We start from the raw sequence: 22,608 nt of genomic DNA on the forward strand, positions 1-22,608 counted from the left end.
GGCTGAGACAGCGTCTCAGCCTTTTTGTTAGTTTTGCATTTGGCGTTTAGAGTAAAACCACCCGATTAAAATCACTAGGGCGCAGAGTAAACTGAAAACCAAAGTAGTTTGAAGGGAAGAAATCAAACTCCCACCAATGACCAGAGCAGCCCCGATAATCCCCATCACTGGAGCAAAGAGACTGGTCAGACGATTGCTAGCCAAGCCCTCGCGATTGAGTTTGATGACGCGAAGATAGAGGATGATGTAGAAGATGTAGTTGAAGACAATGGTAATTTCGCTGACATCGCCCTTGCCCATAATCCCGAATTTTTGTGTTAGGTAATGAATCAAGAGCCAAACTAGCGTAATAGCAGTGAAGAGGATGGCGGAAGGTACGGATACCTGATATTTAGGGTGAATCTCTTCCAAGCGACCTTTTGGTAACATGCCTTTTTCAGCATAGGCCTGTGGTAGACGCATCCCAGCTAAGAGGAGGCCGTTGAGAACCCCTAGCATGGAGATAATCACCACGACTAGGATTAGGTTACCAGCGCGTTCACCTAAGAGTGAAGTAAGGGCGTAGGTGATGGCTTGGTCACCAGTTGATAGCACGAAAGTTGCCCCCAGAATGCGGACCATGCCATAGAAGAAGAGCAAGTAAGTCAAGAGAATAATGAGCGGTCCAATAATGAAGGCACGAATCAAATCACGTTTTGGATGTTTGAGCTCGGGTGCAATAGTCACGACATAGTTCCAACCTTCATAGGTGAAGGCCAGAGGAACTAGGGCAGATAGCCAACCTAAGCCCACATTGCTCGGTTCAATTGCGGAAATACCAGCCGGAAGATTTGGTGCGGGTGCTGACCAGAAGAGACCAGCAAAGACAATCAGTGCCAAGGGCACCATCTTGACGAACATGGTTAGGGTTTGGAAGTAACCCCCGAGGACACGAGAGAGGACATTCAAGGCCATGAAGAAGAGGGTATAGGCCATACCTAAGAGCACTTGCTGACCTAGGTTAAGGTCAAGATTGAAGAGTATGCCGGTGTAGATGGCAGAAGCCCAAGACACAACAGCAACCACACTTGGAATCATGACGAAGGCTAAGAACCAACCATAGCCAGTCGCTAAGCGAGAAGAAATAAAGCGGTCTAAGTAAGCCACAACCCCACCACTCGAAGTCTCTAACTTAGCAAATTCTGACAAGGATAGGGAACCAAAGACGATATTGCTGGCCCCAATGGATAGGACCAGTAAGCCTAAGGCTAGGCTACCACCCGTATAGGTCAGGATGTCATCAGCCTTGAAGTAAATCCCCGAACCGACCACAATCCCAATAATCATCGCTACAGCTGTTAAGAGGCCGTAGGCTTTTTTTGGTTGATTCATATATAATACCTCCTAATAACAAAGATGAATTACTCTACATTATACGCTTTTAGGCCTTGGCACACAAGAAGAATTTGAATAAAGTGGCAAAAAAATGAGAATTGGATGAGTTATACTCGGTTCTGAGCGTTTTTTATACTGGAAATATGTGTGAAATCTACTATAAATATGACAAAAGTCCCTTAGTGATTAATCAGCACATAGAGAAGGTAGCAAAATAAGATAGTAAAATATTTGCTAGGCGCTTACAATTATATTAGGTAAGTATGATTACTTTTATGAGGAGGAGAGGCGTATGGAACTCCAAAGCCAAACGCTTATCGGACATTTTGTCTGCAATCATCAACAGTTTTACTTAGACCGGCTGACTAATAGACAGACGGGAAAGACCTATGCATTAAGTGAGAGTGAGCCCTTTGTCATCCATTGGCAGGAGGGCGGGCAACTAACCGCGAGCCAGATGCAAGCTCAGATTGAGAAGGAGGCCGCAGAAGTCATTCAGGTAGCGTTCCAAGACGACCTAGCGCGAGTCAAAGTAATCTATGAGCTAATAGACGGCTGTCTTAAATGCAAGGTTAGCTTGCTAGAGGCAAAACAGGCGATTAATTTCCTAGATTTATCTGCCATGACCTTCCAGGAGGATGCCAAGTTTTATCCGCCAAAGGAACAAGAGGCAATTCCTGAGATGGCAGGATTTAGTGGTTACTATGTGGCCTGTGGCCAGCCAGTCTACGCCAATAGTTTCTTCCTAGGGATGGAATTTCCCCTAGCAGAGAACTACCTAGAAGAAGGCCGCTATTGGTCCCGCTACTATCTAGGGCGAGAGGTGACGCCAGACCAACCAGTGAATTTACATGCGACGGTTATAGGATCAGCGGCAAGCCCTGAATATTCAAGCATCCAACAAGCCTTCTTCGCTTACATCGATAGCATTGCATTACCCAACCACTTCCGCCTACAATATAATTCCTGGTACGACCATATGCTGGACATCGACGAGGACAAGATTATGACTTCCTTTGCCGCCATACGAGCAGGTTTCAGTGATTATGGAGTACCGCTAGATACCTATGTGGTGGACGATGGCTGGGCCAATTATGAGAGTTTTTGGGAATTCAACGAGAAATTTCCGCTTGGCCTCTCACGTATCAAGGATCAAGTGGCAAGTTATGGCGGCCAGCTTGGTCTTTGGATGGGGCCACGCGGTGGCTATGGGGGCACGCAGCTGACCATGAGCAACTGGCTCAAGGCTCATCCAGAATTAGGTCTAGGGACTAAAAATGAGCGGACTCAAGACGTCAATGTGGGTGACCCGGCCTATTTGGATGCCTTAGAAGCTAAGCTCCTAGCCTATCAGGACCAGTATGATCTGTCTTATTGGAAGCTAGATGGCTTTTTGATTGAGCCAGCTCAAGATGATGCCTCAGGTCCCCATGGCATGCACCAGATGACGGCGACTTACGAACGTTTGATTAGGCTCTTCCAGAACCTCCGGACAGCCTATCGCCTAAAACATGCCCAAGACCATGATGAAAAAGGGGCGAAGCGAGATTTATGGCTGAATCTAACTTCTTACGTCAATCCAAGCCCTTGGTGGCTAGCCTATGTCAATAGCCTATGGATTCAAGTTTCTCAGGATACAGGCTATGATTCACTTGGGGAGACTGATTTGGCCCGCATGATGACCTATCGGGATGATCGCTATCACGCCTTCATCCGCGAGCGAGCTATCCAAGTGCCACAGAAATACTTCTATAACCATGAGCCAATTTTTGCTCATCGGGCGACTGCAGGGCTCTTAGACCATCCTATCCAGGCCAGTGTCAGTGAATTCCGTGACTATCTCTACTTTATTGGGACGCGCGGTAATGCCTTCTGGGAGTGCTATTATTCCTACGACCTCTTCGACCAGGAACGTTGGCGTGCCAATGCCGAGGCCATTCGCTGGGTACAGGATAACTATGACGATTGCCTTAAAAATAGTCGCTTTATCGGCCATAAGCCAGCTGACCATACGGGGTTGTATGGCTATCGCTGTTTGAGTGATGACGGGCGTCGTGTCATTCTGTCGCTACGTAATCCGACAGCTCAACCTCAAACCTATGTTTTGGGGGATGGCGAACTCCAGACCCTCATGCAAGTCGCAGGTCGTGCAAGCTTGGAACGGACGGAAAAGCATATTTGGCAGGCTACTTTAGCGCCTCAGGAACTGGTCATCTATCAACTGACCTATGCTGATCCCATGGTTGGTTCAAGAACTTAGAATGTAAAAAAATCCGCACTGATTGAGTGCGGATTTTTGTATGTCATCATACCTTCAGTTAACGATAGCGCCGACGCCATTCCATAGGTGTCATTCCCTTGACACGTTTGAAGGCCGAAGAAAAGTTGAACTGATTGCTGTAGCCGATTTGCTCGGCAATGTCGCGAATGGAACGATTAGTTGAGGCCAAGAGCTCGCAGGATTGGTTGATACGGTAGGTCAAGATAAACTGCGAAGGTGTCATGTGGAGCTCTTGTTTGAAGAGTCGGGTGAAATAGTTGCGGTTGAGGTGGCAGATGTCTGCCAGTTGATCCACGCTGGGATTGTCCATATAGTGGTCCTGGATATAGTGGATGGCCTCTCGAATATAGAAGGAGTGAATCTCGTTAGGACGCTGCTGAGGACTGTGCTTGGAAAAGCGAATCAGATGATCAACTAAGAGATAGAGCTGGGCAATCAGAAAGGACTCATGCTGGGAGTGATTGCGGATGATGGTCTCTAGAGTGTCTTTGATACTAGAAATAATCATGGGCTTATGAGGCGTAAAAATCAGGTTGTTAGCATTCAAACCTGCCTGGCGCATGAAATTAGCAGCCTTAAGTCCATTGAACTCAATCCAGCAATAGGTCCAGGGATCGTCTTGGTCAGCCGTATAGGAACAGACCGTGTTAGGGGGCATAAGAAAGCCTTGGCCTGGTCCCAGTTGAATGGCCTCATGTCTCTCATTCTCAAGAAAGCTCCCTCGCCCCGACAGGATGTAGTGGAAGAGGTAATTATGGGTCAGGGTCGGCCCATAATGATGCCAGGGGTCACACTTCTCCTTGCCAAACTGAATGGGGTAGAGATCAACAGAAGATATATTATGGAAAACGTAAAACTCTTGCTCGGACATGGATATCACCTCGTCTGATAGAAGTTATAATACTATTATAATGCTAGTTAGCTTGGATAGTCAATTTAGATATGTTGAAAAGAGACAAAATATATGTTGTACGTACATGATGCGTCATTCTTAAATAAAAAACTAGGCATTATAAGATATGAAACCGCTATCTACCAGTGTATAATTTAAATATCAAATAAATAAGGAGTGTTCATCATGTTATCAGCACATAAACGTCGTTGGCCAAGCTTTATATTCAGCCTATTATTGGTATTAGGTGTAGTAACTCCAACACTATTTGTACATGATTCTGTGGCCGCACAAGGGCAGACAACAATTACTTACGGTATTTGGGACTCACGCCAAGAGCCGGGGTTGAGACAGATTGCAGACGATTTTGAAAAAGCCAATCCTGATATTAAGGTTGATATCCAGGTAACTGGATGGGAAGGCTATTGGACAATGTTAGAGGCTGCTGCGACAGGTGGATCACTACCTGATGTATTCTGGATGCATTCAAATGAAATCTATAAATACGGTGCTAATGATCAATTGTTGCCACTGGATGATTTAATCAAGGAATCTAACTTAGATCTTAGCAAATTCCCTCAAGGTCTGGTTGATATTTATAAGGTCAACGGTCATCAGTATGGTATTCCAAAAGACTTTGACACTATCGCATTATGGTATAACAAGAAGTTATTTGATGAAGCGGGTGTTGCCTATCCGACTGATAAGTGGACCTGGGATGATTTAAAAGAAGCCGCAAAGAAATTAACTAATAAGGATAAGGAAATTTATGGTATTGCTACAATGCTAGCAAACCAAGAAGGCTTTTATAATTTTATGTATACCAATGGTGGGACTGCTTTAACATCTGACAATAAGTCTGGCTACACGGATCCAAAGACAGTTGAAGCGTTAGAATATTATTTCAGTTTTGGACGAGAAGGCCTAAGTCCAACTACTGGCGATGCCATGGATTATTTCGCTAATGATAAGGCAGCGATGGCTCTCTTTGGTTCATGGCGGATTGGGAGCATTATCAGTAATGAAAGTCTTAAAGATAAGGTGGAAGTAGTGCCATTGCCTAGCAAAGATGGTAAGAGAGTATCTATTTATAATGGTTTAGCAAATGCTATCTCTGCTAAGACAGAGCATAAAGAAGCGGCTTGGAAATTTGTTAATTATCTGTCCAGCAAAGAGGTACAAGAAAAGGCTTCTAAATTAGGGGTTGCAATCTCCGCCTATGAAGGTGCTTCTGATGTTTGGGTGGATACTAACAAGCAATTTAACCTTAAGTCATACATAGAAGAAATCAAAGATGCTCAAATCCGTCCATATACACACGAAACCACAAAATGGGAAGAAAAAGTATATGAAATTCTTAAGCCAGCATATCTAGGTGAAAAACCAGTGAAAGAAGCTGCAGAAGAAGCAGCCAAAGCGATGAACGAGCTTATAGAAGAGGAAGAGTAGTGCTTAATAAGTAATGTTTGTGTGGGGCTATCTTGAAAGGTTAGGTGGCCCCACTCTTCAGATATGAAGATATTATAAAGGCAAGCAAGGCGGTGAAATCAATGTCAAACTCGTTTAAAAAGAAAGATTGGATATGGGCATATGGCTTTGTTGCGCCGACTATTCTGGGGCTCCTTATTCTCAATATCATTCCGATTTTTCAAACCTTTTATTTGAGCTTTCATAAGTCAGGCGCATTTGGAAAGGGCGATAAATTTATTGGCCTGAAAAATTACGCGAAGCTATTTTCGGATCCCCAAGTCTGGCAAGCAACGTGGAACACTTTACGCTATATGCTACTTGTCGTTCCACCAACTATCGTTATTTCCTTAATTCTAGCGGTTATTCTAAATAGTAAAATTAAAGGGCGAAATTTCTATCGCTCAGTTTACTTCTTGCCTATGGTTGCCGCGCCGGCTGCTATTACCATGGTATGGAAATGGCTATACAATACCCAGTTTGGTTTAATAAACCATGTATTAGGTTATTTTGGAGTTGGTCCAATTGCCTGGATTGATGATCCGCAATTTGCTATGTACTCTGTTGCCATCATTGGCATTTGGGGAAGCATTGGTTACAACATGATACTTTTGTTAGCTGGGTTACAAGAAATCCCTAAAGATTATTACGAAGCAGCCACAATGGATGGAGCAACACCCATTAAAAAGTTATTTTCGATTACCTTGCCGCTCTTGTCACCACAGATATTCTTTGTTTTGGTAACAAGTATTATTTCATCTTTACAGGTTTTCGATACTATCTATATGATGATACTTAACACCAGTCCAGCCTATGACTCAACAGTTTCTTTAGTCTACCTTTTCTATAATAATACCTTTAAGTATAGTGATAAAGGCTATGGATCGACTATTGTCATATTGTTATTGGCGATTATTATGCTAATTACCGTGATACAAGTTCGGCTCCAGAAGAAATGGGTTAATTATATGGAGGGATAATTATGTCAAAACCGATGGTATCAAAAGGTCTAGTTCATGTATTTTTGATTCTAGTAGCTCTATCTATGTTGTTACCCTTCTTATGGATGGTTCTGACCTCCTTCAAGACGGTAACGGAATCTACTCAATTAGATCCATTTGTCTTCTGGCCCAGCCAGTGGCATTTTGAGAATTATACGCAAGTAATTCGAGATAATAACTTTGCAGTCCTATATTTTAATACACTAGCTATGATGTTTTTCAGATTAGTATGTGGCTTGCTATTTTCAGCGATGGCAGCCTATGCCTTTGCTCGACTGCAATTTCCAGGCAGAGATTTGTTATTTGGATTGGTGCTTTTCCAAATGATGATTCCCTCTCAAATTTTCATTATTCCGCAATACCTGATGGTAGATGCTATGGGCATGCGTAACACGATTTTTGCGCTTGCTTTCCCTGGGATTGTCTCAGCATTCGGTACTTTTCTCTTGAGACAGTTCTTTATGGGACTACCACGATCCTTAGAAGAATCTGCCATTCTTGATGGGGCCAATGTGGGACAAATATTCTTTTCCATCATGCTACCATTGGCAAAATCTGGTCTGGTTGCCTTAGGTATCTTCACAGCGCTATTCGCTTTTAAGGATTTAATGTGGCCACTAATCATTAATCCACAGGTAGATAAAGCGACCCTTTCATCTGCTTTATCCAAGATACAAGGCGCCTACACAGTCAACTATCCGCATTTGATGGCCGCATCAGTACTTGCAATATGGCCAATGGCGCTAATTTATGTTTTCTTCCAACGACAATTTATTCAAGGTATTGCAACAACTGGTAGCAAATTATAAAGGAGGGGTTTAGATGATACATTACAACGACAAAAATAAGACCTTTCATCTTCAAAATGACCAAATCTCTTATGTTATGAAAGTTGATGAATATGGTGTGTTAAGTCATTGCTATTTTGGCTCACGATTGCCACGATATTCTAACTACTTGTCTTACCCAGTCATTCATAGGGACTTTGAAGTTGACTTTGTTGATCAAAATCAAAAAACTAAACGAGATTGGTCATTAGGAAATATCTTACAGGAATTTCCAGGATATAATCATGGCGATTATCGTCACCCGGCTTTAATCTTACGGCAAATGGACGGAAGTAGTGTAACAGACTTTAGATATCAGTCATATGAAACTATAAAGGGGGCCTCATCTATAGAGGGGCTACCGCATGCTTATGTCGATTCAAGTGAACTGGCTGAAACGCTGAAAGTTCGTTTGGGCGATCCAACCCACTCATGGTTTGTAGATCTCTACTATACAGTTTTCAGGAATCATCCGATTATTACTCGTTGGGCAGTCTTTCGAAATGAAAGTGAAGAACCGGTAACGATAGAGCGTATGGCTAGTTTTAGTTTAGATCTATCACCTCGTCCATCTGAAATCATTCAACTTAATGGCGCTTGGGGGCGCGAAAGAATGCTTGAGAGAGAAGCCGTTCACCGAGGCCGTAAGGTATATGATAGTAAGCGGGGGACTAGTAGTCATCAACAAACACCGTTTATGGCTTTGGTATCGCCAAACACAACGGAAAATCAAGGGGCAGCCCTAGGGGTTCAGTTGGTATATAGTGGTAGCCACGAACTTAGTGTAGAACAGGATCCCTATCAACAAATACGATTACAAGCAGGAATCCAATCGACAGGTTTTCGCTGGAAAGTAGAGCCCGACCAAGAATTTGCTACACCACAAGTTGTGCTAGCTTATAGTGAAGATGGCCTAAATGGTATGTCACAAGCATTTCATAATTTCCTTAAAAATCATCTCATCCCAGCTCGCTTCCGAGATAAAGAACGTCCTGTACTTATCAATAATTGGGAAGGCACCTATTTTGCCTTTACTGAAGAACGTCTGCATGCAATGGTGGACTCAGCTTCAGATTTAGGTGTTGAGCTTTTTGTTTTGGATGATGGGTGGTTTGGCAAACGAGATTGGGACGATTCGTCATTGGGCGACTGGTTTGAATATAAGACTAAGCTGCCTCATGGACTTAAAGGTTTAGCGGATTACGTTCATAGTAAAGGGATGCAGTTTGGACTTTGGTTTGAACCTGAGATGATCTCAGAAGATTCTGAGCTCTATCGGCAATACCCTGACTTTGCTCTCCATACACCAGGACGTGCTAAGTCCTATGGTAGAAATCAATATGTTCTAGACATGTCTCGTTCGGATGTACAAGACCATATATACCATCAAATGGTAGCTGTTATCGAGCAGACTGGATTGAATTATATTAAATGGGATATGAATCGACATTTAAGTGAAGTTTATTCAAGTGCTTTTCCTTATGATCAACAGGGAGAGATAACTCATCGTTATATGCTAGGGGTTTATGCCTTAATGTCACGTATTACTTCTCGATATCCAGAAATACTCTTTGAAAGTTGTTCTGGTGGTGGCGGGCGCTTTGATTTAGGAATATTAGCTTATATGCCACAAGTATGGACTAGTGATAATTCGGATGCGGTAGCTAGATTGAAAATTCAGTATGGAACTTCTCTTATGGTACCTACTAATGCGATGGGGGCACACGTCTCAGCAGTACCAAATCACCAAACTGGGCGTAAGACACCGCTAGCATCACGAGCGGCAGTTGCTTTCTATGGAGCATTTGGCTATGAGCTAGATTTTACTAAGCTAACAAAATCTGAGCAATCCGAAATAAAGGATCAAGTTGCATTCTATAAAAACCATCGGACTCTTTTCCAACAAGGGACTTTCCATCGTTTACTTAGTCCTTTTGAAGCTGATGGGAACCTTACTGCTTGGAGTTTGACCAATGATTCTCAGACAGAATCTATGGTCATGGTCTTCCAAGTATTAAGAAAGGCTTCGCAGCCATTGCAAGTGCTTAAACTAGAAGGTCTGAAATCAGAATGTCAATATCGTGTGACCCAAGTACTAGGCGAAGGTGCTTGGGGTGCCACCCTTGCAAAAGAAGAAGGAGGACCAGAAGCTGAAGCGATGGCGTTAACTGAATCGGCATGTGATGACTCAAATTCTAATAACAGTGGAGTAGAGTCAGGCTTCCAATCATTTGAAGCAAGTGGTGCAGAGTTAATGAAGGCAGGTTTTTATCTCTACCCTCAAGTAACGAAGGATTTTGTAGGTAGGCTCTTCTATGTAGAGGCTATAAAATAATTTAACCGAGGCTAAATTACAATGAATTTAGCCTCGGTTATTATTTTTAAGGGGTGTTTTGATGGACGAAACATTCAAAATCCAAAAGTCAGCAGAAAGTTGACAAAATATAAGATGTGAGCAGTTGAAATATTGATTTATCAGGTTTTTATCGGGTGTATAGGGTTAAATCTAGTAAGAATGAATGAAGCGAAAGCTTTACCAAGCTTTGAGAACTTTGGTATAATGATGCCATATTAATAGTCTATTAATTAAAGGCCTAACGTCATTAGGTTGGTTAGGACAGACTGTAAGGTAAGGAGAATGACAGAAGAAGTCAAGCAAAGCCACCAACCAGGCTTTGAAAGATACATGTCTATTTATACCGCATTAAGAGTCATTACTTTTGTGACTGGTATTATTATGCTAGTTAACTTAAATCGATACCCAGAAGGAAAAGTAGGAGGTAGTCCTAATGTCAGAGAAAAAGACACGTCATCATAAACCGCACTTTTATGATTTTATGTTTTGGTATACTATCATGAGAATACTGACTTTTATGACAGGACATCTTTTATTCACTTTTCACCCGTTTGTTCCACTTTTTGCGACTATCTATTTTGGTAGGCTACTAGCTTTCTATTTGTTAATGAGAGGTTGGATAGGCAATAAGGATATCTATTTCAAGGCAGGCTTTCTGATAGATACGATACTGACTGGGATTGAACTTTTACCTTGGTTATTAGGATTCTTAATAATATGGCCATATGCGCTTGGAGCATTAATATCATCCTGGCAGATGCCTCTGATATTTGTGGTTCCAATCGTTATCTGGCTCGTTTTATTTGGAGCCAAGCGCCGTTTTGATTCAGACTAGTCAGATTGGCTGTTTAGTTATGGACTAGTAATATAAGCTTAATTGTAAGTTAAGGAGGCACATGCATTGATTGACGAGAGTAAAAAGGGGCGCCAGTCCAAGTTTAACCTTTACATGACCTTGTACACTGTTTTGCGAGTATTAACGTTGATAACAGGCTTAGATTTAATGTCGTTCGCATTTGTACTTGGGTTTGTATATGTTGGGCGCCTATTGGCTTTCTATTGGTTGATGATTGCGTGGAAAGATCATGATACGACAATCTTCAAAAGAGGCTACCAACTGGATTTAGTTTTGACCAGTCTAGAAGTAGGCTTAGGGGTGCTTGGAATCTTATTTTTCCCATATATTTTATGGGCAAGCCAAGGCCTTATCCTGATACTATTGATTATCCCTATCATAATCTGGCTAGTACTCCTAGGCGCCAAGAACCGTTTCGATGAAGCAAGGGCTGTTTGGTTACATGAACTGGAAACTAAGAGATACAGGCATCAATCGCAAGATTAGGAGGGGCCTAATGACAGAAGAAAACAAGAAGGATCACCAAGCTGATTTCGAAGGTTTCATGATAATTCCGTTTTAAGAATTCTATCTGTCATAGTAGTGCGCTTTATATTAGTGCTATCGCAGTCTACATACATTGCTGTCTTGCCTAGTTCTAACGAGGCAAAGTCAGTAAGATTAAATATCCCTAAGAGGAGGAAAACATATGCAAGTTAACAGGTCAGTATCTAATCAGCAACGTTGGTTGCTGGAATGCCAACTGGTTTATCTTTTATTCCGGCTTAGCCGAGTTGTCTTTGGTTCTGTCATGGTCGGACGGATTGGGCAGAGTGATTTGTGGAACCTATTGTTGGAGGAACTCATCTTTTTATTACCACTAGTATTAACCTGGTTAGGCTATAAATCAAAGCAAGCTTGGTGTCATTACTTAGCGGGTGCGACCAATGCCGGTATCGTAATTCATTTCTTTGCAAGCCATGATATTCGAGAGTTATCCGTCTTTTTCCACCCTATCGCTTTCTTAGCCATATGCACAATTCTCTATATTCCAGTAGTGCCAGTGCTTTATTGTGCCTATCAGCAATTTTTAGTAGGACGTGAACTTAGCAAGCGGGAGTCTCGATTAAAGCTAGCTACAACCATGGGGACTAAATCGCTTGATCGTGTTTTATTAGGCTATCTCTTCGTTAAAGGATGGCTGATGGTCGTTATGCGTTTGCAATATTTCCTTGGACTGACATATCTGTTAGTAATTGCCTTATGGTTAGCGACAATCCACTTAACATGGTGGGGCTACCGCCATCATCGCTCGGACTTGCTTAAGCTTGCCTGGATTTTAGATGTAGTTTATCTCCTGATGGGGATTTGGCCTTTTGTAGCGGCTCCGATTTTTCATAATTTGCACTATTACGAGACCTGGATGAAAGTAATCTTTAACCTAGGACTGTCTGTATTATTCTTGATAGGACTACCGGCACTAGCTCTATTACTTTTATGGAAGCTCAAGGCTAGCGTCAAAGGCTATGTCTTTGGCGTCACTTCCCGCTACCAAGGGGCAGAGGCCTATCAGTTACAAGATTTAGACCAAGTATTGACCCAAGCAGAGACCTTAAGGGGCCAATTGATTGAATGTCAAATGACCACTAATGAGAAGGGCTTTTTAGGACAAGTAGGGGATGCTTACTGGTTGACTTTCAGTCAGTCTACTGGTGGGGAAGCCACAGCTAAAGTTCTGCGAGTACTCGTTCAGGGGAAAGTCCCACAGGCTATCAGCAGTTGGCAAGGAGTCCTAACCCTTCGTGGTCAAATAGGCTATCATGAAACAGACAGTCAGGCCATTCCAGATGGCTGGTATTTGGATGCAGATTGGCTTGCATTTGTGCCAGACAAGAATTAAGAACTAATATGAGAAAGTGCGGGTTAGTCCGCGCTTTTTTGAGCTAGTCGGTTAATGACGCCTTTTGGAGAGTCTGTTATAATAAAGGAAACTAGAGGAAAGGAGAGCCTGCCATGGAGCCAATAGTAGATAAAGCACGCCAGGACCGTGCCTTTGCCTTGTTTTTAGCCTTCAAGGTGCTGGCCGGTTTATGGATATACCAGAACATCTTTAACTGGGACTTCATTAACTTGCCTTTTGCTGCCTGGCTACTAGCTATGGCAGTCACCTGGATGGCCTGGTTATTTCAATCTGGGGCTATCATGCGATGGGCCTATCGATTGGAGTGGCTAGGGCTAGTTGTGCTCTGGGGGCGTCTGCTGATGGGGCTGCTTGTGCCAGGACAAGGAAGTACAAAACTAAGGACTGCCTACGAAGTCGACTTGATGATTCGGTCAGGCGTCTTCTTCCTCGCTTCACTATTTTGGAGCCATCGCCTTAAGAACTTTGCCCAAGCTTGGCCTAAACCAGAAAGGGCTCGAAACAAGAAGCAAGTAGCCTTGGAACGTCATCAGTTAGGCTTGGCTTACTTACAGACGGGGATGTTGCTCTATTTCCTAGTCCCTTTATTGAATAATTTGCGTTTTGGCTTTAACAATTTGGATTGGCGTGAAGCATCGGTTCTTAATGGCTGCTTATTCTTGGGCGCGATTCTAGCGACAGTAGCTCGTCATCGTCAGACCTGGCGACTTTATCTTGGGCTCGCCGGAGTCAATCTTCTGCTCTTCTGCTATCCTTTTCTCTATTGGCTCATGATGCGAGGCGGCGTGGGGGTCGGGCCTGCTTATTGGCGAAGCCTGGTCTTGTACTTGCCTTTTGCCTATTTGTCGGCGCAAAGCCTATGGCTAGCGAAATGTCTGGGTAAAAAGGCGCTACAAAATAAACAGTGTGGATAGAGAAGAATGCAAAGTATGTCTATGATGTAAAATTAGTCAGCTAAAAACAGGCTATTAGAGCCTGTTTTCTTTTGGATAATGACAAAAATCTCTCTCTGTTTGTGAATAAACATAGGGAAAGCTAGTTGCTGTAAGCGATTTATTGTGATATACTGTAGGCGAAAATGGGCTAGGCGTGGCTATCATGGAAAGTAGGATTCAGTGTTTGGTATAACAAAGGAGAGAATCGTATGAGTTGTATTACCAAGATCAAAAGTGCCCTAGGATCAATGACAGCGACTGAACAGATGATCGGTCGCTATATACTGGAGCACCGGCATGAAGTGTTAGATATGAATACTGTGGAGTTAGGTTTTGCTTCTGGAACATCAGGGGCGGCCTGGACTCGCTTTGCTAAGAAGATGGGTTATAAAGGCTTGCCTGCCTTAAAATTGGACTTGGCACAGGACCGGACTGATGAGGAAATGCCTGAGGTGGATCTCTTTTTAGATCCTAAAGATTGTCTGTCTAAGCTCATCCATAAGACCCAAAGTATCCTAGAACAGAATCTACGTCAGACCTATGAGCTCATAGATGAAACAGATCTTGCGCAAGCCATTGATTGGATGGCTAGCGCCCATCGCCTCTTTCTCTGTGGAATTGGAGGCAGTGGTGTAGTCTGCATGGACTTAGTTCATAAGTTGACGCGAATTAATCGTCCAGTCACCTATGATCGTGACACTCATATACTAATGGCGCAAATGGCGCACTGTATGCCTGGCGATGTGGTGTTGGTAGTTAGTTATAGTGGTAGCACCCATAGTGTCAATCAAATGGCCTACCTTGCTAAGGAGCAGGGTGCCAAAATAATCGCTATCACGGGACATAATCTCAAGGCGCCCCTCGTCAGTCTTGCTGATATTTGCCTTTTCATCCCCCAAGACGAAAAAGAAATTCGCCTAGGCTCTGTTACTTCCCGAGATGGATCTTTGATTATTACCGATTTGCTTTACTATGGGGTGGCTCAACGCCAATTCCATGCAACCAAGGAGCATTTGGTTAAAACTCGGAAGATGATTCGAAAGATGGATTAAAACTAAAGGTTGGGTTTAGGCCCAACCTTTTTGTCCATATAGGGTGAATAAACTAGGAGCTTAAGTGCCTAATGATTAGCAGATTTTATAAGTCAATTCAACGGATTTTTTAAAAGGCGTTTTGAACAGAATTTATTTCGACTAATGCTTATATAATGAGGAAAATGCTCCTGGAATATAATTTTCTTAAGCGGTCACGATTTTATGGTGAGTTCGGGTTAACCCGAACTCGGCGTATAAAATTGACCCGATATAGTTACATCAAGACTAGCGCCCCCTAAAAACATAAACCGTTTACATAACTGACGAATCATGCTATACTAATTAATAACAAAATGTAAACAAAAAGGCGTAATCAAGTGTTAGGGTTGTTCTGATTAAGAAATAATAGAAAGAAGGATTCACATGGTAAAACGTTTGATTAGTGCCAACACGTCGGAAATTCTGGCCATGTCAGCAGCAGAACTAAAACAGAGTATTAAGGCTAGTGAAGGTCGAGTGATTTTGTCTGAGAATGTGGGCTTTAAGGAGTCCTACATTGGGGATATTACCAACTCAGAGATGGCTCGCGCTTTTGGGGCGGATCTCATTTTACTAAATGGGGTAGACTTACTAAACCCCGTTATATTTGCTATTGATCCTGATGCACCCAATTTTGTCGCCGAGCTCCATCGACTGGTGGGCCGCCCGATTGGCGTCAATTTGGAGCCTGTCGATCTTAACGCTAAGATGAATGAAGAACGGCAAGAATTAGTGACTGGGCGCCAGGTCAATGTGGCATCGCTACAGGCGGCCGAAGCTTTTGGTCTTGATTTTATCTGTTTGACGGGTAATCCTGGGACTGGTGTGACCAATCATACCATAGCGGAGGCCATCCGACTAACCAAGCAGCACTTCTCTGGCTTGGTTATTGCGGGGAAGATGCATGGGGCAGGGGTTGACGAGCCTGTTGCAGACTTAGAAGCGGTCAGCCAATTCATTGAGGCTGGAGCCGATATTATTTTGGCGCCGGCTGTAGGCAGTGTGCCAGGCTTCGATGAGGCGGATCTCAAGGCCATTGTTCAGCGAGCCCATCAAGCAGGGGCTCTAGTGATGAGCGCCATTGGAACTAGCCAAGAAAGCTCGGATACCGACACCATTAAGCAGATGGCTATCCGCAATAAGATTTGTGGGGTAGACATCCAGCACATTGGGGACTCTGGCTATGGTTGTTTGGCTCCTGTAGAGAACATTTTTGCCCTCAGCAAGGCAATTCGCGGTCAACGACATACCATTTCCATGATTGCGCGTTCCATTAACCGCTAATTAAGGCAATAAAAGAGCGGACCTTCTACAAGCTTTAGTAGGAGGTCCGCTTATTTTTATGCTGATAAGAAGCTGGCTTTGACACAGAGGCTAGTGGCTGCCCGCGCAATATTGAGTGGGCTATAGGCCAGGGGAATGAGCCGTATTTTCTTTTGCTTATGGAAGAGCGGGGTGGTAGCCGCTAGCTCCTGGTGCAAGAGGGTGTCGACTAGTGGATAGGAGAAGAACTGGCCGTCAAGGTAGATGGCGTCACTGTCAATCAGCTGACTGAGATTGGATAGGGCGATTGACAGGTGGTGACAGGCCTGCTGAATCAATTGGAGACAGCTAGTATCGCCTAAGGCGCAGGCATCCATAATGGTAGCCAGGGTGATTGCCTCTGCTTCTGCTACTAGGCTAGGCAGGAAGGTGGATTGAGCTACCCGATAGAGGGTTTGGGCCTTAGCGATTAGACTAGATTCGCTAGCATAGACTTGCAGGCAACCCCGTTTACCACAGGTGCAGGCTTCCCCTTGTGGATTTAAAATCGTATGGCCGATTTCGCCAATCAGGAAGTTCTGACGCCCGTAGATTTGCCCTTGATACATATAGGAACAATGAATACCGTTAGCGACATGGAAGACGATAAAATTATGATCGTTTTTGTCATCTTGGCCATAAAGTCTTTGGGCCAGGGTCAAGCAGTGAGACTTATTATCAAAATAAACCGGCAGGCTAAAGGCCTGGGCTAGCTCTTCCAGATTGAGATTCTGCCAATGCTGATTGTTGGATTGAATATAGGGACTCAAGTCGAAGTCCACGTGGCCCGGTAGCCCGACGCCAATGGCGGTCAAGGGAAAGTCAGGATGTTGCCCTATAAATTGATGAATGAAGTCGGCTAAGTCAGCGCTAGTCGGGTAGTTACCTAGTTGTTGGAAGGTCATGCTATAGTCGCTGGCTTGAATTTCGCCAAGATTATCTGTAATGACCAAGGCTAAGTATTTTTCAGAGATTTCGATACCTAGATAGTAGGCACGATGGGGCATAAGACTAAGTAAGGTTTTTTTCCGGCCTACAGTATCATCTTCAGCTTCCCCAACTTCATAGACGAGTTCTTGGCGAATTAAATCCCCGATAATAGCCCCCGTGGTAGCAGGCGTTATGCCTGTTTCTTTGGCAATATCAATACGTGATAGTGGTGCTTTTGCATATAGTTTATCTAAGATGGTGGCCCTTAAGGCGGCTTGTTTTTTAGTTAACGTCATGGATAATCACTCCCTCTCGAATATCATAACAAAAAATAAGCATAGCCTCAAATGTAAACGTTGACAAAAAGCCCTTTCAACCCTATAATAGTAATAGAAAGTAAATAATAAATTAAGAATCGGTTCCGTTCACGCCTGCTTGTTTACATTTTCAAAATAATAGGGACCGGTTATTTTTTCTTTCGAATTTTAAGGAAAGGGTGTTGTAAATGGAAACCAAGCAAATCATGTTAGTCTGTGCCGCTGGTATGTCGACCAGTCTCATGGTATCCAAGATGGAAAAGGCCGCGCAAGATCAAGGGTTAGATGCCCATATTTTTGCTGTGCCAGTGCCAGAAGCCAAGGAATATCTCCAAAACAATGCAGTAGATGTCTTATTGTTAGGCCCCCAAGTCCGCTATTTGAAGAACGAATTTTCCGCTGACTTGTCAGCCCGTGGCATCCCAGTGGAAGTCATCCCCATGACAGATTATGGCATGATGAAAGGCGATAAGGTCCTGGCCTTAGCCGCAAGTCTCATGGGATAAAGGAGCAAGCCTATGTCACAAGAAGCCGCATTAGAAGTAGCCATGCAGTTGATTATGTATGGCGGTGAAGCCAAGTCCTGTGCCATCGAAGCCATGGCAGCAGCTAAGAAGCGAGATTTCCAGGGCGCGACGGAGCGAATGGCAGCGGCTCGAGCAGCCCTCTTAGAAGCCCATCACGCCCAGGCCGGAGTCTTAGCTCAAGAAGCGCAAGGGATTGAGCAGCCCTTCAGTCTCTTTATGATTCATGGTCAGGATCATCTCATGACCAGTATCGCCTTTGTCGATTTAGCTCAGGAATTAATCGAAGTCTACCAAGTCTTACCCCAATAAGTGGCTGAGGAGCAGTCCGAGCTAGGTTGGTAGACATCCAAACCGAGGTTTTAATTAATTTATGTAAAGATTTTAAGGAGGAATTATCATGGCAAGTTTAGTCGATCGTTGGCAAGAGCGTCTGATGCCTATCGCCAACAAAGTCGGGAACCAACGGTTCCTTGTTGCACTTCGGGATTCCTTTATTGGGACCATGCCGGTTATTATGGCCGGATCATTCGCTCTCATGATTAATGCCTTTTTGGCGGATTTACCTGGCCAATTTGGCAATACCTTCATCCCGCAGACTTTTGGTTGGTTGATTGATATCAACTACATCCTCTTCAAAGGGTCTATCCCAATTGTTGTCTTTCTCTTTCTCTTTAACTTTGGTGTTAATATCGCCAAGATTTACAAGGTGGATACGGTCTCCGCTGGTTTGGTGGCTGTTGCTTCCTACGTCATTACCATTGCCAATACGGTAACGCAGAACTTTAAGCTAGAAAATGTTGACTCTAAGGCCTTAGCTGGACTTCTGGGCGATAAGCTACAAGGTGTAGCAGTTCAAGGGGAGGAATTAGCGGTTACGGTACGTAATGCCATTCCGCTAGACCAAATCGGGGCCAAGGGTTACTTTACAGGGATTATCATTGGTTTCGTATCAGTTATCATCTTCTGTAAGGTCATGAATCGGAACTGGACCATTAAGTTGCCAGATTCAGTACCACCTGCTATCGTTAAGCCATTCCTATCCATCATTCCGGCAGCCATTGCCATGTATGTAGTCGCCATTGCCACCTATGCCTTCAATCAATTGACCGGCGAATTGATGATTACCTGGGTTTATAAGGTCTTACAAGCGCCACTGCTTAATATGTCGCAAAGCTTCTTGGCTGTCCTCATTATTGTCATCTTAAACAAGATTTTCTGGTTCTTCGGCCTCCACGGCGGCAACGTCTTGGCGCCTGTTATGTCCAGTCTCTTCGGGGTGACCATGCTAGCCAACTTAGAAGCCTACCGCGCTGGTACCACTATTCCTTATCTATGGACAGATAACTCCTTCGGTGCCTTTGTCTGGTTCGATGCCATTGGCTTAGCTATATCCATTCTCTGGATGGCACGTAGTCGTCATTTGCGTGAAGTGGCTAAGTTAGGGATCTTCCCTATGGTCTTTAACATTGGGGAACCTGTCATGTACGGGGTGCCAATCGTTCTTAACCCAATTATGTTCATCCCATTTGTCCTCAGCCCAGTGCTGATGGTAACAGTGGCTTATTTTGCGACAACGATGGGCTTGGTAGCACCGGTTACTCAGAACGTAACTTGGGTAATGCCACCTGTCCTCTATGGTTTCTTCGCAACAGCCTTTGACTGGCGGGCTATTGTCCTGTCCTTAATTAATATCGGGATTTCCACTGCCGTCTACTATCCATTCGTTAAGATTGCTGATAAACAACAGGAGATGGGCGCATGACACAGTTCGAAATTCGCGACCAATTCTATTTAGATGGTCAGTCCTTCAAAATCTTGTCAGGAGCAATCCAGTATTTCCGTCTGCATCCAGATCAATGGGAAGACACCCTCTACAATCTCAAGGCGCTAGGTTACAATACCGTCGAGACTTACATCCCTTGGAATTTGCATGAGCCTCATGAAGGAGTCTTTGAAGACCACGGCATGCTGGATTTCAAAGCCTACTTTGACCTAGTCAGCCGTATGGGACTGCACTTGATTGTCCGCCCCTGTCCCTATATTTGTGCGGAGTTTGATTTTGGGGGCCTTCCTGCTTGGTTGCTCAACTATCCTGGCATGCGATATCGCACCTATGATCAGGCCTTTCTGTCCAAGGTAGCGGCTTATTATGATTGGCTCCTACCACAGCTAGTACCTTATCAGTTCACTCATGGGGGCCCCATCTTGATGATGCAAGTCGAAAACGAGTATGGTTCCTATGCAGAAGACAAAGACTATTTACGGGCCGTGGCCCAAATGATGCGTGACCGGGGGATAGATGTGCCACTCTTTACCTCTGATGGCACCTGGATTGAAGCGCTAGAGTCCGGCACCTTGATTGAAGATGATATCTTTGTCACCGGTAACTTCGGCTCGGATGCACCGGGCAATACCCAAGCCCTCCAAGCCTTCTTCGACCGTCATGGCAAGCAATGGCCACTTATGTGCACGGAGTTCTGGGATGGTTGGTTCAACCGTTGGAATGAGCCTATTGTCCGCCGTGACCCAGAGGACTTGGCCCATGATGTTAAGGAAATGATGGCTGTCGGCAGTGTCAACCTCTTCCTCTTGCGAGGCGGGACCAACTTTGGCTTTATTAATGGCTGTTCTGCGCGCAAGCATCGGGATCTCCCGCAGGTCACTTCCTATGATTTCGATGCCCCAATTAATGAATGGGGCCAACCAACTGCCAAATATTATGCAGTTCAGCGGGTGACCCATGAGCTTTTCCCAGACTTACCTCAGTTTGAGCCGCGTAGCCGCCAGGCTAGAGCCTATGGCACCTATCCAGTGCTTGGCTGGGCCGACTTGTTAGAAGTCGCCGACCAGTTAGGAACCGGCCAAGAAGTGGACTACCCGCTAGCCATGGAAGCCTTGGGCCAACACTATGGTTATACTCTCTATCGGACGCGGGTCGCACACCACGGCCATCCGGAACGACTTAAAATCATCAATGCTCATGACCGGGTTCAAGTCTTTATCCAAGGCAAGCATCTCGTGACCCAATACCGAGAAGACATTGGTGATGAAGTGCTCTTTGATACCGACCAGGCCACTGCTCAAGTTGATGTCTTGGTAGAAAATATGGGGCGCGTCAATTACGGCTTCAAACTCAATAGTCCAACCCAATCTAAGGGTATTAAGGGCGGAGTTATGATTAACCACCAGTTCCGCAAAGGCTTCAGACAATATGCTCTAGAATTCAAGCCAGACATGCTAGCAGCGGTTAGCTACCATGAAGGTCCGCGACCTACACAAGCAGAGAGTCCCCATTTCTATCGCTTCGAGGTTGAGATGGATCAGATTCAGGATACCTTTATTGATTGCTCTGCCTATGGTAAGGGTTGCGTCTGTGTCAATGGCTTCAACCTTGGCCGTTACTGGTCTCAGGGGCCTATCCAATACCTCTATGTTCCGTCAGGCTTCCTCAAGGCTCACAACGAGTTCGTGGTCTTTGAGACGGAGTCGGTGCCAGTAGAGAGCTTGAATTTAGTAGATCAGGCTGTTTATCGTCCAGAAGAAGGGGAGGCTGAGGCATGAAGACCTTAAACTTAGGAGGTCGGCTAGCAGGGGCAAGTGCCATTGCCTTAGGTTGTATGCGTATGGATAGCCTAAGCTTGGCTGACAGCCAAAAGGTCCTAGCAACCTGCCAGGACCTAGGGATTAATTTCTTCGACCATGCTGATATTTATGGCAAGGGTCAATCTGAATCACGCTTTGGCCAAGCCTGGACAGGCCTCGGCCTAGCTCGCCAGGACCTCTTAATCCAATCCAAATGTGGCTTGGCCGATGTCTGGTCTAACTACCATTTCGATTTCTCCAAAGCCCACATTATCCAAGCGGTGGAAGGCAGCCTCAAGCGACTTCAAACAGATTACCTAGACGTCTTGGCCCTGCATCGGCCAGATGCCTTGATGGAACCAGAAGAAGTAGCCGAGGCCTTCCATGACCTTCATCAGTCGGGTAAAGTCCGCTACTTTGGCGTCAGCAACCAGAATCCAGGACAAATAAGTCTCTTGTCTTCTTACTTAGATCAAGCCCTCATTGTCAATCAGTTGGAATTTGGGCCAGCCCACACGGTGCTTTTAGATGCTAGCTTGAATGTCAACACCAAAGACTCGGAAAGTATCAATCGTGATGGTGATGTCCTCAATTATTGTCGCCTTCATCAGGTAACCGTTCAGGCTTGGTCGCCTTTCCAAGTGGATTTACACCAAGGCCCCTATATGTTACATCCAGACTATCAGGACTTAAGGGATTGTTTAGCTAGCTTGGCTTTAAGCTATGGTGTCAGCTCGGATGCCTTGGCTCTAGCTTGGATTCTACGCCATCCTGCTAAAATGCAAGTCTTAGTGGGTTCCATGCAGCCTTGGCGCTTAGTGGATTTGGCGCAAGCCTGTCGCATTGACGTCAGTCGTGAGGACTGGTATCGTATCTATAAAGCGGGGGGCAATCGGCTCCCATAAGTAAGTCAGTCACCATCCTATGCAGCCTAGCATAGGGTGGTGTTTGTCTATTTTGGCTAGGGTAATTTTATTGGGGTTTAGCG

At 44.5% G+C, this 22,608-nt stretch carries 20 protein-coding genes; 17 read left to right on the forward strand and 3 right to left on the reverse strand.

What is annotated here, in order from left to right:
- Positions 1-27 precede the first annotated feature (27 nt).
- Positions 28-1,371: an amino acid permease gene (locus tag RWO08_RS05755; RefSeq protein WP_314211477.1), complete on the reverse strand. Its 1,344-nt coding sequence runs from the start codon at positions 1,369-1,371 to the stop codon at positions 28-30.
- Positions 1,372-1,666: 295 nt separating this feature from the next.
- On the opposite strand from RWO08_RS05755, the gene RWO08_RS05760 reads away from it, so the two are divergent.
- Positions 1,667-3,634 (forward strand): alpha-N-acetylgalactosaminidase, encoded by a 1,968-nt coding sequence (locus RWO08_RS05760; RefSeq protein WP_314211478.1) that lies wholly within the window; start codon positions 1,667-1,669, stop codon positions 3,632-3,634.
- A gap of 58 nt (positions 3,635-3,692) precedes the next feature.
- Here RWO08_RS05760 and RWO08_RS05765 read toward each other — a convergent pair whose 3' ends face one another.
- Complete coding sequence (locus RWO08_RS05765) at positions 3,693-4,526, reverse strand: AraC family transcriptional regulator (protein WP_291430224.1); 834 nt, start codon at positions 4,524-4,526, stop codon at positions 3,693-3,695.
- 207 nt (positions 4,527-4,733) lie between these two features.
- Here RWO08_RS05765 and RWO08_RS05770 point away from each other — a divergent pair, with 207 nt between their 5' ends.
- The 11 genes from RWO08_RS05770 to RWO08_RS05820 all read left to right on the forward strand — a co-directional run bounded on the left by RWO08_RS05770 (position 4,734) and on the right by RWO08_RS05820 (position 16,246).
- On the forward strand, positions 4,734-5,996 hold the full coding sequence (locus RWO08_RS05770) for a sugar ABC transporter substrate-binding protein (protein WP_314211479.1): 1,263 nt from the start codon (positions 4,734-4,736) through the stop codon (positions 5,994-5,996).
- A gap of 101 nt (positions 5,997-6,097) precedes the next feature.
- A complete protein-coding gene (locus RWO08_RS05775; protein WP_268442224.1) occupies positions 6,098-6,994 on the forward strand; it encodes a carbohydrate ABC transporter permease in 897 nt (298 codons plus the stop codon).
- A 2-nt stretch (positions 6,995-6,996) separates the two neighbouring features.
- Entirely contained in the window at positions 6,997-7,824 is an 828-nt protein-coding gene (locus tag RWO08_RS05780) for a carbohydrate ABC transporter permease (RefSeq protein WP_314211480.1), read from the forward strand.
- A 13-nt stretch (positions 7,825-7,837) separates the two neighbouring features.
- Positions 7,838-10,177, forward strand: coding sequence for an alpha-galactosidase (locus RWO08_RS05785; RefSeq protein ID WP_314211481.1), 2,340 nt, complete (start codon positions 7,838-7,840; stop codon positions 10,175-10,177).
- 303 nt (positions 10,178-10,480) lie between these two features.
- The gene (locus tag RWO08_RS05790; protein WP_314211482.1) at positions 10,481-10,660 is read left to right on the forward strand and encodes a hypothetical protein; all 180 of its coding nucleotides are present in this window, start codon (positions 10,481-10,483) and stop codon (positions 10,658-10,660) included.
- Positions 10,632-11,033, forward strand: a complete 402-nt coding sequence (locus RWO08_RS05795) for a hypothetical protein (protein ID WP_314211483.1) — start codon at positions 10,632-10,634, stop codon at positions 11,031-11,033. Before RWO08_RS05790 ends, RWO08_RS05795 begins: the two co-directional genes overlap by 29 nt.
- Before the next feature lie 66 nt (positions 11,034-11,099).
- The gene (locus RWO08_RS05800; protein ID WP_314211484.1) at positions 11,100-11,540 is read left to right on the forward strand and encodes a hypothetical protein; all 441 of its coding nucleotides are present in this window, start codon (positions 11,100-11,102) and stop codon (positions 11,538-11,540) included.
- A gap of 202 nt (positions 11,541-11,742) precedes the next feature.
- Complete coding sequence (locus tag RWO08_RS05805; RefSeq protein WP_314211485.1) at positions 11,743-12,933, forward strand: hypothetical protein; 1,191 nt, start codon at positions 11,743-11,745, stop codon at positions 12,931-12,933.
- A 113-nt stretch (positions 12,934-13,046) separates the two neighbouring features.
- Entirely contained in the window at positions 13,047-13,868 is an 822-nt protein-coding gene (locus RWO08_RS05810) for a hypothetical protein (RefSeq protein WP_314211486.1), read from the forward strand.
- Between the two features lie 230 nt (positions 13,869-14,098).
- A complete protein-coding gene (locus tag RWO08_RS05815) occupies positions 14,099-14,941 on the forward strand; it encodes a MurR/RpiR family transcriptional regulator (protein ID WP_291430217.1) in 843 nt (280 codons plus the stop codon).
- A gap of 405 nt (positions 14,942-15,346) precedes the next feature.
- The gene (locus tag RWO08_RS05820; protein ID WP_070756267.1) at positions 15,347-16,246 is read left to right on the forward strand and encodes a PEP phosphonomutase; all 900 of its coding nucleotides are present in this window, start codon (positions 15,347-15,349) and stop codon (positions 16,244-16,246) included.
- Between the two features lie 56 nt (positions 16,247-16,302).
- Here the strand turns inward: RWO08_RS05820 and RWO08_RS05825 are convergent, their stop codons facing one another.
- Positions 16,303-17,490, reverse strand: coding sequence for an ROK family transcriptional regulator (locus RWO08_RS05825; protein WP_314211487.1), 1,188 nt, complete (start codon positions 17,488-17,490; stop codon positions 16,303-16,305).
- A gap of 209 nt (positions 17,491-17,699) precedes the next feature.
- Here RWO08_RS05825 and RWO08_RS05830 point away from each other — a divergent pair, with 209 nt between their 5' ends.
- From RWO08_RS05830 to RWO08_RS05850, 5 genes are all read left to right on the forward strand, one after another.
- A complete protein-coding gene (locus RWO08_RS05830) occupies positions 17,700-18,017 on the forward strand; it encodes a PTS sugar transporter subunit IIB (RefSeq protein WP_314211488.1) in 318 nt (105 codons plus the stop codon).
- Positions 18,018-18,029: 12 nt separating this feature from the next.
- Positions 18,030-18,347, forward strand: coding sequence for a PTS lactose/cellobiose transporter subunit IIA (locus tag RWO08_RS05835; protein WP_314211489.1), 318 nt, complete (start codon positions 18,030-18,032; stop codon positions 18,345-18,347).
- A gap of 88 nt (positions 18,348-18,435) precedes the next feature.
- Positions 18,436-19,800, forward strand: coding sequence for a PTS sugar transporter subunit IIC (locus tag RWO08_RS05840; RefSeq protein WP_023391244.1), 1,365 nt, complete (start codon positions 18,436-18,438; stop codon positions 19,798-19,800).
- The gene (locus tag RWO08_RS05845) at positions 19,797-21,599 is read left to right on the forward strand and encodes a beta-galactosidase (protein WP_314211490.1); all 1,803 of its coding nucleotides are present in this window, start codon (positions 19,797-19,799) and stop codon (positions 21,597-21,599) included. The genes RWO08_RS05840 and RWO08_RS05845 overlap by 4 nt, the downstream gene beginning before the upstream one ends.
- Positions 21,596-22,525 (forward strand): aldo/keto reductase, encoded by a 930-nt coding sequence (locus RWO08_RS05850; protein WP_314211491.1) that lies wholly within the window; start codon positions 21,596-21,598, stop codon positions 22,523-22,525. The genes RWO08_RS05845 and RWO08_RS05850 overlap by 4 nt, the downstream gene beginning before the upstream one ends.
- Positions 22,526-22,608: the final 83 nt, after the last annotated feature.

This window comes from uncultured Abiotrophia sp., from assembly GCF_963520105.1.
Lineage (GTDB): Bacteria > Bacillota > Bacilli > Lactobacillales > Aerococcaceae > Abiotrophia.

Excerpts from the sequence above, each read along its gene's own strand:
- RWO08_RS05780 (WP_314211480.1), top strand. The coding sequence starts at position 6,997 with ATGTCAAAACCGATGGTATCAAAAGGTCTAGTTCATGTATTTTTGATT.
- RWO08_RS05775 (WP_268442224.1), top strand. The coding sequence starts at position 6,098 with ATGTCAAACTCGTTTAAAAAGAAAGATTGGATATGGGCATATGGCTTT.
- RWO08_RS05765 (WP_291430224.1), bottom strand. The coding sequence starts at position 4,526 with ATGTCCGAGCAAGAGTTTTACGTTTTCCATAATATATCTTCTGTTGAT.
- RWO08_RS05810 (WP_314211486.1), top strand. The coding sequence starts at position 13,047 with ATGGAGCCAATAGTAGATAAAGCACGCCAGGACCGTGCCTTTGCCTTG.
- RWO08_RS05840 (WP_023391244.1), top strand. The coding sequence starts at position 18,436 with ATGGCAAGTTTAGTCGATCGTTGGCAAGAGCGTCTGATGCCTATCGCC.
- RWO08_RS05835 (WP_314211489.1), top strand. The coding sequence starts at position 18,030 with ATGTCACAAGAAGCCGCATTAGAAGTAGCCATGCAGTTGATTATGTAT.
- RWO08_RS05815 (WP_291430217.1), top strand. The coding sequence starts at position 14,099 with ATGAGTTGTATTACCAAGATCAAAAGTGCCCTAGGATCAATGACAGCG.
- RWO08_RS05820 (WP_070756267.1), top strand. The coding sequence starts at position 15,347 with ATGGTAAAACGTTTGATTAGTGCCAACACGTCGGAAATTCTGGCCATG.
- RWO08_RS05825 (WP_314211487.1), bottom strand. The coding sequence starts at position 17,490 with ATGACGTTAACTAAAAAACAAGCCGCCTTAAGGGCCACCATCTTAGAT.
- RWO08_RS05850 (WP_314211491.1), top strand. The coding sequence starts at position 21,596 with ATGAAGACCTTAAACTTAGGAGGTCGGCTAGCAGGGGCAAGTGCCATT.
- RWO08_RS05805 (WP_314211485.1), top strand. The coding sequence starts at position 11,743 with ATGCAAGTTAACAGGTCAGTATCTAATCAGCAACGTTGGTTGCTGGAA.
- RWO08_RS05795 (WP_314211483.1), top strand. The coding sequence starts at position 10,632 with ATGTCAGAGAAAAAGACACGTCATCATAAACCGCACTTTTATGATTTT.
- RWO08_RS05845 (WP_314211490.1), top strand. The coding sequence starts at position 19,797 with ATGACACAGTTCGAAATTCGCGACCAATTCTATTTAGATGGTCAGTCC.
- RWO08_RS05830 (WP_314211488.1), top strand. The coding sequence starts at position 17,700 with ATGGAAACCAAGCAAATCATGTTAGTCTGTGCCGCTGGTATGTCGACC.
- RWO08_RS05760 (WP_314211478.1), top strand. The coding sequence starts at position 1,667 with ATGGAACTCCAAAGCCAAACGCTTATCGGACATTTTGTCTGCAATCAT.
- RWO08_RS05785 (WP_314211481.1), top strand. The coding sequence starts at position 7,838 with ATGATACATTACAACGACAAAAATAAGACCTTTCATCTTCAAAATGAC.
- RWO08_RS05790 (WP_314211482.1), top strand. The coding sequence starts at position 10,481 with ATGACAGAAGAAGTCAAGCAAAGCCACCAACCAGGCTTTGAAAGATAC.
- RWO08_RS05770 (WP_314211479.1), top strand. The coding sequence starts at position 4,734 with ATGTTATCAGCACATAAACGTCGTTGGCCAAGCTTTATATTCAGCCTA.
- RWO08_RS05755 (WP_314211477.1), bottom strand. The coding sequence starts at position 1,371 with ATGAATCAACCAAAAAAAGCCTACGGCCTCTTAACAGCTGTAGCGATG.